An 11,851-nucleotide genomic window follows, 5' to 3' on the forward strand; every position below is an offset into this window, starting at 1 on the left:
GCCGAGCGATACGCTCGGCCTTCCCTTACCTTCAAGCGGCCACCACTTCCACGGGAACGCCATTGAGCGCAGCGTTACCGGAAACCGCGTCGAGCTGGCGCTCATCGGTCAGGTCATTGGCGCTGGCACCGGGCTGTTCACTGGCGATGCCCATGCGCACACCGGGGCGTGCATGACCCCAGCCGTGGGGCAGGCTGACCACGCCCGGCATCATGTCTTCGCTGGCGCCGACTTCCACCTCGATCACCCCCACTCGCGAGCGAACCCTCACCCGCTGCCCGTCCACCAGCCCGCGCGCCTCCAGGTCACGGGGGTGCATCAGCAACTGATGGCGTGGCTTGCCCTTCACTAGCCGGTGGTAGTTGTGCATCCAGGAATTGTTGCTGCGCACATGGCGCCGCCCGATCAGCACCAGCTCGCCCTCCTTCGGCACCGCTTGCGCGGCGAAGCGCTCGAGGTCGGCGAGGAGGATGGCCGGCGCGGCCTCCACCCTGCCGCTGGACGTCTTGAGACGGCCGGCCAGGTTGGGCTTGAGCGGCCCGAGGTCAACGCCATGGGGATGCTCGCGCAGGCGCGCGACCGAGAGCTTGTGCTCGGAGCGGTCGCCATAGGCGCCGGCGCGCAGGCCCAGGTCGATCATCTGCTCCGGCGCCAAGGTGGGTTTCAGTTCGATACCGGTGCGTGCCGCAAACGCCTTGGCCAGGCCCACGAAGATCTCCCAGTCATGCAGCGCGCCGACCGGCTTGGCCAGCACCGCCTCGTTGAAGCGGGTGACGTTGCGCACGGCGAATACGTTGAAGGTGGTGTCGTAGTGCTCGTGCTCCAGCGGCGCGGTGGGCGGCAGGATCAGGTCGGCGTAGCGGGTCGTCTCGTTGATGTAGAGGTCGATGCTGAGCATGAACTCCAGGCCGTCCAGCGCCTGCTCCAACTGACGGCCATTGGGCGTGGACAGGACGGGGTTGCCGGCCACCGTCACCAACGCCCGCACCTGCCCTTCCCCGGGTGTCAGCATTTCTTCGGCCAGGGCCGCCACCGGCAGTTCGCCGCCATACTCGGGCAGGCTGGACACCCGGCTCTGCCAGCGGTTGAAATGTCCGCCCGACGTGGCAGCCACCAGGTCCACCGCGGGCTCGGTGCAAAGCACGCCACCGACTCGGTCGAGGTTGCCGGTGACCAGGTTGATCAGCTGGATCAGCCATTGGCAGAGACTGCCGAAAGCCTGGGTGGAAACTCCCATGCGGCCGTAGCAGACCGCGCTCTCGGCTGCGGCGAAGTCCCGCGCCAACTGGCGAATCTGCTCCGCTGGAATGCCGCAACGCGGGCTCATGGCCTCGGCGCTGAAACGGGCGATGGCATCGCGCACCTGCTCCAACCCTTCGACCTGGAGGTGGCTGACGCTCCCCAGCCCTTCCTCGAACAGGGTATTGAGCAGGCCGAACAGTAGTGCTGCATCCTGTCCGGGACGCACGAACAGATGCTGGTCGGCCATGGCCGCGGTTTCGCTGCGGCGCGGGTCCACCACCACCAGCCTGCCGCCCCGTGCCTGCAGCGCCTTCAAGCGTTTTTCCACATCCGGCACCGTCATGATGCTGCCGTTGGAGGCCAGCGGGTTGCCGCCAAGAATCAGCATGAATTGGGTGTGGTCGATGTCAGGAATGGGGATCAGCAGGCCATGGCCGTACATCTGCTGGCTGATCAGGTGATGGGGCAACTGGTCCACCGACGTGGCGGAGAAGCGCCCGCGGGTCTTGAGCAGGCCGAGGAAGTAGTTGCTGTGGGTCATCAGCCCGTAGTTGTGGACGCTCGGATTGCCCTGGTACACGGCCACCGCGTTGTTGCCGTGTCGCGCCTGGATCTCCGCCAGGCGCTCGGCGACCAGGGCGAAGGCTTCGTCCCACTCGATAGGCAGCCATTCGCTGCCGGCGCGGCGCATGGGCTGGCGAATGCGGTCAGGGTCGCTCTGGATGTCCTGCAGGGCCACCGCCTTGGGGCAGATGTGGCCGCGACTGAAGCTGTCCTGGCCGTCGCCCTTGATGGAGAGGATGCGGCGGCTGCCATCTTCCTGGTCTTCGGTCTCGATGGTCAGGCCGCAGATGGCCTCACAGAGATGGCACGCACGGTGGTGGAGGGTCTTGGTCATCGCCTGGCCTCATGTTCTTGTACGAGACGACCGGTCGGGTCGCGAATGCAAGACTATGGAGCCAGAACCGCCACTCGGCCAGCAGCGTCAGCGCCATGAATCGGCAGGCATCAGGCGTGCCGATACGAGCGCGCGGTCAAGCCATCGGCTCGGCCAGGCATACCCGGTTGCGTCCGTCGCTCTTGGCCCGGTAGAGCGCAGCATCGGCCAGTTCCACGAGGTGATCGGGATGATCAATGTCCTGGGGCACCAGGCTGTGCACGCCGACGCTCACGGTCACCACGCCGACCGGATTGCCGGCATGGGCCAGGCCTTGTTCGTACACTGCCTGGCGGATCCGCTCGGCCACCAGCCGCGCGCCGGCCAGGTCGGTGTGCGGCAGCAGCACGGCGAACTCCTCGCCGCCATAGCGCGCCACGGTGTCACTGGCGCGTACCTTGAAGCGACGCAGCACTTCACCCACCGCCTTGAGGCAGACGTCCCCGGCCTGGTGGCCGTATCGGTCGTTAAAGGCCTTGAAGAAGTCCACATCGATCATCACTAGGGCCAGCGCCGTGCCTGCTGAAGCGGCGCGACGGAATTCGACCTGCAGGGACTGATCGAACTGCCGCCGGTTGGAAATGCCAGTGAGGCTGTCGCGGTTGGCCAGGCGGGACAGCTCGCGGTTCTCGCGGGCGATGGACTGGGCCACGACCATACGCTGGCGCATCCGCACTACCAGGCCTCCACCGGCGAGGATCAGCGCCAGCACCAGCACGGCCACCAGGGCCCCCACCATCGCCGCCTTGCGCCCCCATTCGGCCAGCACTTCCTGGCGCGACAGGGACACTGCCACCACCAGCGGAAAGTGATCCAGGGCGCGATAGGCGTAGACCCGGTCCACCCCATCCAGCCCCGAAACGCTCGCTCCCAGGCCCACCGGCGCGCGCTTGAGATCGGACTGGAACAGGTAGCCTCCAGCCATGCTGTCGCCGGTCGCGCCCGCCTGTTCCGGGCGCCGGTAGATGATGGTTCCATTGTTCATCGCGATCAGGATGGAGCCGTCGTGGCCGATATCGAATTGCTTGTAGAACTCGGCGAAGTGATCGATGCGAATGGTCGCCAGCACCACGCCGGCGAAGCGGCCTTCCCTGTCGTTGAAGCGGCGCGAAACCGGCAGGACCCACTCCCCGGTGGAACGGCTGCGGATCGGGTTGCTCACCTCGGTGTCGCGGCTGACCGATTGCCGGTGAAACTGGAAATAGTCGCGATCCGAGTTGCTGGCATCGGGTGTCGGCGGTGCGTTGGTATGGAAGCGCCAGCGTCCCTCGGCGTCGTAGACGAACACGCCGGCCAGCTGCGAGGCGCGCTGCTTGTAGGTCTGCAGCAGCTCGTTGATCGCCGCGGGGCTGTTTTCGCCACGCTCCAGCAGGGCCAGCAGGCCGCTGAGGACGATATCGGCTTCCTTGAGGGACTCCTGGGCATGCTGGGCGATGGAATAGGCCAGGTTGGCGTTGGCCTTGTCCGCTTCCCGCAGGTAGAGCTCCTTGGAATCCAGGACCTGCAGCAGGTTGACCAGGATGGCGCCGAGCCCGGCCATCAGGATCAGGGCATACGCGAGCCACAGGGAACGTCGCGCTCCCGGAAATCTCGGAACAGGTTCCGGCCTGGTCCCTCCCATCCTCATGCTCCTCACTCCCTGCTTCGGCACACCTTAGACAACGCAATTGGCCGAAACAATCTGGACCTGCGCCCGATTGCCAAGCCATCCAGCGCCGTTGTACAACGTGTGTCCCGTCCGGACAGGCAAGCTAGAGCGGCCCGCCGGAAGGTGCCGGGATACCCCGGCCAACGCCGGCCCGTCAGGCGCATAGCCGCGAACGACGCGGCTTCCGGCACATATTGGAAAACGGCGACATTTCCTTATAAGATCGCGCCTTCCCCCTAAATTGTCGCCACGTGCGGCTTTAACCGCCCGTCCCGCCTGCATTGTTCCCGCAAGACCCGGCCAGGACACGCGGCCAGTGGCAAAAGAAGAAAGGTAGTAACCATGAGCGCTAGGCATTTTCTCTCCCTGATGGACTGTACTCCCCAGGAGCTGAACAGCCTGATCCGTCGAGGCACCGAGCTGAAGGATCTGCGCAACCGAGGCGTGCGTTACGAACCCCTGAGGAGCCGCGTGCTGGGGATGATTTTCGAAAAGGCCTCCACCCGTACCCGCCTCTCCTTCGAAGCCGGGATGATCCAGCTCGGCGGCCAGGCCATCTTCCTGTCCCCGCGCGACACCCAGCTCGGCCGTGGCGAGCCGATCAGCGACAGCGCCATCGTCATGTCGAGCATGCTCGATGCGGTGATGATCCGCACCTTCGCCCACAGCACGCTCACCGAGTTCGCCGCCCACTCGCGGGTGCCGGTGATCAATGGCCTGTCCGATGACCTGCACCCCTGCCAGCTTTTGGCCGACATGCAGACCTTCCTCGAGCATCGCGGCAGCATCCAGGGCAAGACCGTGGCCTGGATCGGCGACGGCAACAACATGTGCAACACCTATATAGAAGCGGCCATCCAGTTCGACTTCCAGCTGCGGGTTGCCTGCCCCGCGGGCTACGAGCCCAATGCCGAATTCCTCGCCAAGGCCGGCGATCGCGTCAAGGTGGTGCGCGACCCGCGCGAAGCGGTAGCCGGCGCCCACCTGGTCAGTACCGACGTCTGGACCTCCATGGGCCAGGAAGAAGAAACCGCCAGGCGCCTGGCACTGTTCGCCCCCTACCAGGTGAACAAGGCACTCCTCGACCTGGCCGCGGATGACGTGATCTTCATGCACTGCCTGCCGGCCCACCGCGGCGAAGAGATCAGCGTCGACCTGCTCGACGATCCGCGCTCGGTCGCCTGGGACCAGGCGGAGAACCGCCTCCACGCCCAGAAGGCCCTGCTCGAAATGCTGGTCGAACACGCCCATCACGCATGAATCGCGAACTGATCCTCAGCCTGCGCAACCTCAGCTGCGGTTACCACGAGCAGCAGGTTGTGCGGGGCCTGAACCTCCATCTCAATGCCGGAGACATCGGCTGCCTGCTCGGCCCCTCGGGCTGTGGCAAGACCACTACCCTGCGCGCCATCGCCGGCTTCGAACCGGTGCTGGAGGGCGAGATCCAGCTAGCCGACGAAGTCATCTCCAGCGCCGGCTACACCCTGGCGCCGGAGAAGCGGCGGATCGGCATGGTGTTCCAAGACTACGCACTGTTCCCGCACCTGACGGTGGCCGACAATGTCGCCTTCGGTATCCGCAAGGACCCCAACTGCGATCACCAGGTCGGCGAACTGCTCGAACTGGTCAAGTTGGGCCACCTGGCCAAGCGCTATCCCCACGAGCTTTCCGGTGGCCAGCAGCAGCGGGTGTCACTGGCCCGCGCGCTGGCGCCGGAACCGCGCCTGCTGCTGCTCGATGAGCCCTTCTCCAACCTCGACGGCGAGTTGCGCCGGCGCCTCAGCCAGGAAGTCCGCGAAATCCTCAAGGCGCGCGGTACCAGCGCCATCCTCGTCACCCATGACCAGGAAGAAGCCTTCGCCGTCAGCGACCATGTCGGCGTCTTCAGAGATGGTCTGCTGGAGCAGTGGGACACGCCGTACAACCTGTACCACGAGCCCTTGACGCCCTTCGTCGCCAGCTTCGTCGGCCAGGGCTATTTCATTCGCGGTCAGCTGATTTCTGCCGATTCGGTGAACACCGAACTGGGCACCATTCGCGGCAACCGCGCCTATACTTGGCCCCAGGGTTCGGCGGTGGACGTGCTGCTGCGCCCGGACGACATAGTCCATGCGCCGGAAAGCGAGCTGCGCGCCACGGTCATCGCCAAGACCTTCCTTGGCGCCGCCACCCTCTATCGCCTGCAACTGTCCACGGGCAGCCAGCTGGAATCGATCTTCCCCAGCCATGCCGACCATCAACCCGGGCAGGAAGTCGGTATCCGTGTGGCCGCCGACCACCTGGTGGTATTCCCCGCCCAGGGCAGCGTGGCCGCCCACTTCACCCCGCAGGAATCCGGGGTGCGCCGGATCAGCGGCGCGCTCTGAAACAGAAAAGGGGCCGCTATTGCGCCCCCTTTTTCGTTTGCCCCTTTCGCGAATGAATTCGCTTCCACAAGGCCGAGGGACGCGCTAAACCCAGAACCGTCCGCTCGCCACCAGTACCGAGTGCCCGGCGATGCTCACCCGGTCGCCATCCAGGCGGCACCAGAGTTCGCCGCTACGGGCGGAACATTGCTCAGCACGCAGCACGCGCTTGCCCAGACGATTCGCCCAGTAGGGGATCAGCGCGCAATGGGCGGCGCCGGTAACCGGGTCTTCGTCGATGCCGATCACCGGGGCGAAGAAACGCGAGACGAAGTCGAGCTTCATTCCCGGCGCGGTGACTATCACGCCGGACCAGGGCAGCTTGGCCAGAGCCTTGAAGTCCGGCGTGCATTCGCGAACCGCCTGTTCCGACTCCAGCACGACCAGGAGGAAGTTGGCCCCTAGCGCATCTACCGGGGCAACCCCCAGGGCCTGCTCCAGCTCCAGGGTCACCCCCGCCTCCTGCGGCACCTGCGCCGGGAAGTCCAGGGCCAGCCGCCCCTCTTCCTCGCGCGTCACCCGCAGCTCGCCGGACTTGCTGATGAACTCCAGGCGGTCGCCCGGTTCCTGGTAGAGCTCGAACAGCACATGGGCGCTGGCCAGGGTGGCATGGCCGCTGAGGGGCACCTCGGCCTTGGGCGTGAACCAACGGATATGCCAGGCGCTGCCTTCCTTCACCAGGAACGCGGTTTCCGACAGGTTGTGCTCGGCGGCGATGCGTTGCATGAGCTGATCGTCGAGCCAGGCATCGAGGCGATAGACCATCGCCGGGTTGCCGCCAAATGGACGTTGAGTGAAGGCATCGACCTGATGGAAGTCCAGCTGCATGACAAGCTCCTGGGAAGGTGGGAAACGGGGGAATCCAGCATGCCAGCCAAAGGCGCCCCGTGCGCCGTACAGTAGCCAGCCTTGATCGGAGGTACAGCCTGCTCAGTCTAGCGGAGGGCGGACATGGCGCCCGGCGCGCCGGCGTGGCGCCGTCAGGCCTCGCTGCGCACCCGCTTCACCGCATCCAGCCAACCCTCGTAGAGCTTCTGCCGGTGGCTTTCAGCCATGCGCGGAAGGAAACGCTGCTGACGATGCCAGTGGCTGGCGACCTCATCCAGATCGCGGTACAGCCCCGCCTGCAAACCTGCGAGGTAGGCCACACCCAGGGCCGTGGTTTCGGTCACTTCCGGGCGTTCCACCGGCACGCCGAGGATATCGGCGAGGAACTGCATCACCCAGTTGTTCTCCACCATGCCGCCGTCCACTCGCAGGGCGCTGGGCGGGGCCGCGCCGTCCTGGCCCATGGCTTCCAGCAGGTCGCGTGTCTGGTAGCAGACCGACTGCAGGCCGGCGGTAACGATTTCCTTGATCCCGGTATCGCGGGTCAGGCCGAAGATGGCGCCGCGCGCCCGCGGGTCCCAGTAGGGCGCGCCGAGGCCGGTGAAGGCCGGCACCAGGTAGACGCCACAGGCGTCGCCGGTCTGCTCGGCCAGCGCCTCGCTGTCGCGGGCATGGCTGATCAGCTTGATGCCGTCGCGCAACCACTGCACCGCGGCGCCGGCGACGAAGATGCTGCCTTCCACCGCGTAGGTCACCTTGCCGCCCAAGCGGTAACCGACTGTGGTCAGCAGGCGGTTGCGCGAGGTCACGGGCCGGTCGCCGGTGTTCTGGATCATGAAGCAGCCGGTGCCGTAAGTGCTTTTCACCATGCCCGGCTGGAAGCAGGCCTGGCCGATCAGCGCCGCCTGCTGGTCACCGGCCATGCCGCGCACCGGGATGCTGGCGCCCAGCAACGCGGCATCGGTCGTGCCGAACTCGGCGGCGCAGTCGAGCACCTCCGGCAGCAGGCTGGCGGGAATCCCGAACAGCCGCAGCAGCGTCTCGTCCCACTGCTGGCTATGGATATTGAACAGCAGGGTCCGCGAAGCGTTGGTGGCGTCGGTGCGGTGCACCTTGCCACCGGTCAGGCGCCAGAGCAGGAAAGAATCCACGGTGCCGAAGCGCAGCTCGCCGCGCTCGGCACGCTCGCGGGCGCCGGGCACGTTTTTCAGAATCCAGCACAGTTTGGTGGCGGAGAAATAGGGGTCGATCAAGAGGCCGGTGCGATTGGCGACGTCCACCTCATGGCCGGCCGCCTTCAGCTCGGCACAGTAGTCAGCGGTGCGCCGGTCCTGCCAGACGATGGCCGGGTGGATGGGTGTGCCGGTGACGGCATCCCAGACCAGGGTCGTCTCGCGCTGGTTGGTGATGCCGATGGCGGCGATCTCGGCCGGGTTCAGGCCGCTCTGCTCGATGGCCTCGCGGCAGACCTTGAGGGTGCTCAGCCAGATTTCCTCACCGTCATGCTCCACCCAGCCGTCCTTCGGAAAGTACTGCTTAAACTCCTGTTGGGCACGAGCCACCGGCAGGCCCTGGGCGCTGAAGACGATGGCGCGGCTGCTGGTGGTGCCCTGGTCGATGGCGAGCAGGTAGTGGGCCATGGCGATGCTTCCTTGTTCTTGTCGGGAGGGTCAGGGACGACCGATGTCGGCGAACTGGCCCTGGGTATGGGTGGCCAGGGTGTCCGCGCTGAGTTCCACTTCCAGGCCGCGCCGGCCGGCGCTGACGTGGATGCTGGGGAACGCCCTGGCGGAGCTGTCGATGAAGGTGCGCAGGCGCTTCTTCTGCCCCAGCGGGCTGATGCCGCCCACCAGGTAACCGGTGGCGCGCTGGGCCTGGTTGGGATCGGCCATTTCGGCTTTCTTCGCGCCGGCGGCATGGGCCAGGGACTTGAGGTCCAGGCTGCCCGCCACCGGCACCACGGCCACCAGCAGCTCGCCCTTCTCGGTTGCCGCAAGCAGGGTCTTGAACACCCGCGCCGGGTCCAGGTTGAGCTTTTCCGCGGCTTCCAGTCCGTAGGAAGGCGCCTTGGGATCATGAGTGTAGGCGTGCACCTTGTGCTCGGCCTTGGCTTTCTTCAGCAGATCGATGGCGGGGGTCATGTTCGATTGTGAAAATCCTGCGACAGATTCGGCGTACTTTAGTGGAAAAGCCGCCGTTCGGCAGCTCATCGCTATAATGCCGCGCAAAACAAGGAGCCAGCATGAACCTGGGCCCACGGCAGCAAGACATCCTCGACCTCACCCGCGAGCGTGGTTACGTCAGTATCGACGAACTGGCCCAGGCCTTCGCCGTGACACCGCAGACCATCCGCCGCGACATCAACCAGCTGGCCGAACACGGCCTGCTGAGGCGCACCCATGGCGGCGCCGCCAGTGAAGCCTCGAGCATCCAGAACACGGCCTACGCCATGCGCGCCGGGCAGAACCGTGACGAAAAGCAGCGCATCGCCGAGGCCGTGGCCGAGCACATTCCCGACCACGCATCGCTGTTCATCAACATCGGCACCACCACCGAAGCCATAGCCCGCGCTCTGATGGGCCACAAGGGCCTGAAGGTGATCACCAACAACCTGCACGTGGCCGCCCAACTGGCCGACAAGCCGGACTTCGAAGTCCTGGTGGCCGGCGGCACGGTCCGCAGCGACGGCGGCATAGTCGGCCAGGCGGCGGTGGATTTCATCCAGCAGTTCAAGGTGGACTATGCCCTGGTGGGCATCAGCGGCATCGACGAAGACGGCAGTCTGCTGGACTTCGACTACCAGGAAGTGCGCGTCTCCCAGGCCATCATCGACAACGCCCGCCAGGTGTTCCTCGCTGCCGACTCCAGCAAGTTCGGTCGCAATGCCGTGGTGCGCCTGGGCTCCATCACCCTGGTCGACCGCCTGTTCACCGACCACCAGCCCTCCCTTGCCCTGGCGCGCCTGCTGGCCGAGCACAAGGTCCACCTGGACAAGGTCTGAACCGATGAATTTCCCCTGACCACCCGGCGCGAAATCGCGCCATGGGCTGGTCATTTCGCACGCACTCGACTAGCCTATTTTCGAAAATGAACATTGAAAGTTCGATTTCGACTTTGGTGCCTGCCCATGAATCACCACCACTCCCCCATCGCGGAAGTCTATGACCTCGCAGTCGTCGGCGGCGGAATCAACGGTGTCGGCATTGCCGCCGATGCGGCTGGACGGGGCTTGTCGGTATTTCTCTGCGAGAAGGACGACCTCGCCCAACACACCTCTTCGGCCAGCAGCAAGCTGATCCATGGCGGTCTGCGCTACCTGGAGCACCACGAGTTCCGCCTGGTGCGCGAAGCCCTGGCCGAGCGCGAGGTACTGCTCGCCAAGGCGCCGCATATTGTCAAGCCACTGCGCTTCATCCTCCCGCACCGGCCGCACCTGCGCCCGGCCTGGATGATCCGCGCCGGCCTGTTCCTCTACGACCACCTCGGCAAACGCAAGCGCCTACCCGGCTCCCGCAGCCTGCGCTTTGGCGCCGGCAGCCCGCTGCAGGCCCAGATCACCCGTGGCTTCGAATATTCCGACTGCTGTGTGGACGACGCCCGCCTGGTGGTGCTCAACGCCATGGCCGCACGGGAGCGCGGCGCCCATGTGCATACCCGCACCCGTTGCGTCAGCGCCCGGCGCAGCAAGGGGCTGTGGCACATCCACCTGGAGCGCGCTGACGGCAGCCTGCTGTCGATCCGCGCCCGTGCCCTGATCAATGCCGCAGGCCCCTGGGTGGCCCGCTTCATCGAGCATGACCTCAAGCAACAGGCGCCCTATGGCATTCGCCTGATCCAGGGCAGCCACATCATCGTTCCGCGGCTGCATGACGGCGAGCAGGCCTACATCCTGCAGAACGAGGACCGCCGGGTCGTCTTCGCCATTCCCTATCTGGAACGCTTCACCCTGATCGGCACCACCGACCGCGAGTATCACGGCGACCCAGCCGAGGTGGCAATCACGCCCGAGGAAACCCGCTACCTGCTGGATGTGGTCAATCGCCACTTCAAACGCCAGCTGGACGAGCAGGACATTCTCCACAGCTTTGCCGGCGTGCGCCCGCTCTGCGACGACGAGTCGGCCGACCCGTCAGCGGTGACCCGCGACTACACCCTGGCCCTAGCCGCGCACCCCGGCGATGCACCGCTGCTCTCGGTGTTCGGCGGCAAGCTGACCACCTACCGCAAACTGGCCGAAACCGCCCTGCAACAGCTGACTCCCTACTTCCCCTTCGCCAAGGGTCCCTGGACCGCCACCTCGCCCCTGCCCGGCGGCGAGCAGATGGAAAGCCGCAGCGCCCTGGTGGAAGCCCTCTGCTCCAGCTTCGGCTGGCTGCCCACCAGCATCGCCCGGCGCTGGGCCAACCTCTACGGCAGCCGCAGCTGGAAACTGCTGCTCGGCGTGCGCGAGCTGGACGACCTCGGCGAGCACCTGGGTGCCGGCCTCTATGCCAGGGAAGTGGATTACCTCTGCCAGGAAGAATGGGCGGTCAGCGCCGAAGACATCCTCTGGCGCCGCACCAAGCTCGGCCTGTTCATGTCCGCCAGCCAGCAGGCCCGGCTGGCGCATTACCTGAAGCACGAGCATCCGCGCCGGCCACGGGCGGATGCCGCCTGAAGGCCAAAAAGTGATGGATGTAACCAATCTTCATGCGAGCCCTTGCGTGATGGCTTATAGACATTAGGATGGCACCCCGGCAGGAAGCCCGGCGCTCAATCCCATGGAAACAATGAACGCTCCTTGCTGCCACA

The 11,851-nt window shown here is 65.8% G+C and carries 9 protein-coding genes; 4 read left to right on the plus strand and 5 right to left on the minus strand.

The annotated features are described in order from the left end of the window. Window positions 1-31: 31 nt before the first annotated feature. Both E8F12_RS03700 and E8F12_RS03705 read right to left on the minus strand, forming a co-directional pair. Entirely contained in the window at window positions 32-2,140 is a 2,109-nt protein-coding gene (locus E8F12_RS03700; RefSeq protein WP_280323948.1) for a molybdopterin oxidoreductase family protein, read from the minus strand. A gap of 136 nt (window positions 2,141-2,276) precedes the next feature. Continuing rightward, a complete protein-coding gene (locus E8F12_RS03705; protein ID WP_280323949.1) occupies window positions 2,277-3,800 on the minus strand; it encodes a sensor domain-containing diguanylate cyclase in 1,524 nt (507 codons plus the stop codon). Between the two features lie 369 nt (window positions 3,801-4,169). Here E8F12_RS03705 and argF point away from each other — a divergent pair, with 369 nt between their 5' ends. Both argF and E8F12_RS03715 read left to right on the plus strand, forming a co-directional pair. Continuing rightward, complete coding sequence (argF, locus tag E8F12_RS03710) at window positions 4,170-5,087, plus strand: ornithine carbamoyltransferase (RefSeq protein WP_280323950.1); 918 nt, start codon at window positions 4,170-4,172, stop codon at window positions 5,085-5,087. After that, complete coding sequence (locus E8F12_RS03715; protein ID WP_280323951.1) at window positions 5,084-6,193, plus strand: ABC transporter ATP-binding protein; 1,110 nt, start codon at window positions 5,084-5,086, stop codon at window positions 6,191-6,193. Before argF ends, E8F12_RS03715 begins: the two co-directional genes overlap by 4 nt. A gap of 84 nt (window positions 6,194-6,277) precedes the next feature. Here the strand turns inward: E8F12_RS03715 and E8F12_RS03720 are convergent, their stop codons facing one another. The 3 genes from E8F12_RS03720 to ybaK form a co-directional block, all read right to left on the minus strand. Continuing rightward, on the minus strand, window positions 6,278-7,060 hold the full coding sequence (locus E8F12_RS03720) for a PhzF family phenazine biosynthesis protein (RefSeq protein WP_280323952.1): 783 nt from the start codon (window positions 7,058-7,060) through the stop codon (window positions 6,278-6,280). 152 nt (window positions 7,061-7,212) lie between these two features. Further along, window positions 7,213-8,700 carry a glycerol kinase GlpK gene (gene glpK / locus E8F12_RS03725; protein ID WP_280323953.1) on the minus strand — a complete coding sequence of 496 codons (1,488 nt, stop codon included), beginning with the start codon at window positions 8,698-8,700 and terminating at the stop codon, window positions 7,213-7,215. Window positions 8,701-8,730: 30 nt separating this feature from the next. Further along, on the minus strand, window positions 8,731-9,201 hold the full coding sequence (ybaK, locus tag E8F12_RS03730; RefSeq protein ID WP_280287751.1) for a Cys-tRNA(Pro) deacylase: 471 nt from the start codon (window positions 9,199-9,201) through the stop codon (window positions 8,731-8,733). A 101-nt stretch (window positions 9,202-9,302) separates the two neighbouring features. Between ybaK and E8F12_RS03735 the strand changes: the two genes are divergently transcribed. After that, the gene (locus tag E8F12_RS03735) at window positions 9,303-10,061 is read left to right on the plus strand and encodes a DeoR family transcriptional regulator (protein ID WP_280323954.1); all 759 of its coding nucleotides are present in this window, start codon (window positions 9,303-9,305) and stop codon (window positions 10,059-10,061) included. 126 nt (window positions 10,062-10,187) lie between these two features. Beyond that, window positions 10,188-11,717 carry a glycerol-3-phosphate dehydrogenase gene (gene glpD, locus E8F12_RS03740; protein ID WP_280323955.1) on the plus strand — a complete coding sequence of 510 codons (1,530 nt, stop codon included), beginning with the start codon at window positions 10,188-10,190 and terminating at the stop codon, window positions 11,715-11,717. Window positions 11,718-11,851: the final 134 nt, after the last annotated feature.

Source organism: Pseudomonas sp. BN102, from assembly GCF_029871245.1.
In the GTDB taxonomy this organism is placed as follows: domain Bacteria; phylum Pseudomonadota; class Gammaproteobacteria; order Pseudomonadales; family Pseudomonadaceae; genus Metapseudomonas.

Excerpts from the sequence above, each read along its gene's own strand:
- argF (WP_280323950.1), top strand. The coding sequence starts at position 4,170 with ATGAGCGCTAGGCATTTTCTCTCCCTGATGGACTGTACTCCCCAGGAG.
- glpK (WP_280323953.1), bottom strand. The coding sequence starts at position 8,700 with ATGGCCCACTACCTGCTCGCCATCGACCAGGGCACCACCAGCAGCCGC.
- E8F12_RS03705 (WP_280323949.1), bottom strand. The coding sequence starts at position 3,800 with ATGGGAGGGACCAGGCCGGAACCTGTTCCGAGATTTCCGGGAGCGCGA.
- E8F12_RS03720 (WP_280323952.1), bottom strand. The coding sequence starts at position 7,060 with ATGCAGCTGGACTTCCATCAGGTCGATGCCTTCACTCAACGTCCATTT.
- ybaK (WP_280287751.1), bottom strand. The coding sequence starts at position 9,201 with ATGACCCCCGCCATCGATCTGCTGAAGAAAGCCAAGGCCGAGCACAAG.
- E8F12_RS03715 (WP_280323951.1), top strand. The coding sequence starts at position 5,084 with ATGAATCGCGAACTGATCCTCAGCCTGCGCAACCTCAGCTGCGGTTAC.
- E8F12_RS03700 (WP_280323948.1), bottom strand. The coding sequence starts at position 2,140 with ATGACCAAGACCCTCCACCACCGTGCGTGCCATCTCTGTGAGGCCATC.
- E8F12_RS03735 (WP_280323954.1), top strand. The coding sequence starts at position 9,303 with ATGAACCTGGGCCCACGGCAGCAAGACATCCTCGACCTCACCCGCGAG.
- glpD (WP_280323955.1), top strand. The coding sequence starts at position 10,188 with ATGAATCACCACCACTCCCCCATCGCGGAAGTCTATGACCTCGCAGTC.